This is a genomic window from Marinomonas sp. ATLA20 (assembly GCF_057180105.1).
This window is the reverse complement of record NZ_JBXUKU010000074.1, coordinates 1-209: the sequence shown is the minus strand read 5'-3', so window position 1 is coordinate 209 and position 209 is coordinate 1. Positions and strand designations below refer to the sequence as shown.

General features: G+C 54.1%; 2 tRNA genes. Both read left to right on the top strand.

Going from position 1 to position 209, the window contains the following annotated elements:
- Nucleotides 1–13: 13 nt before the first annotated feature.
- A tRNA-Asp gene (locus tag AC2A4J_RS20515) sits at nucleotides 14–90 on the top strand.
- Nucleotides 91–119: 29 nt separating this feature from the next.
- Nucleotides 120–195 (top strand) — tRNA-Val (locus tag AC2A4J_RS20510).
- The last annotated feature ends 14 nt before the right edge of the window (nucleotides 196–209 follow it).

The window sequence follows — 209 nt, the reverse complement described above, 5'->3', positions numbered from 1 at the left end:
ACTAGACCATGTTGGAGTGGTAGTTCAGTTGGTTAGAATACCTGCCTGTCACGCAGGGGGTCGCGGGTTCGAGTCCCGTCCATTCCGCCATCTTTCGACAAGATGTAAAACTACGAGTCGGGTGTGTAGCTCAGTTGGGAGAGCGTCGCCCTTACAAGGCGAATGTCGGGAGTTCGAACCTCTCCACACCCACCACTTACTAAGCAGTG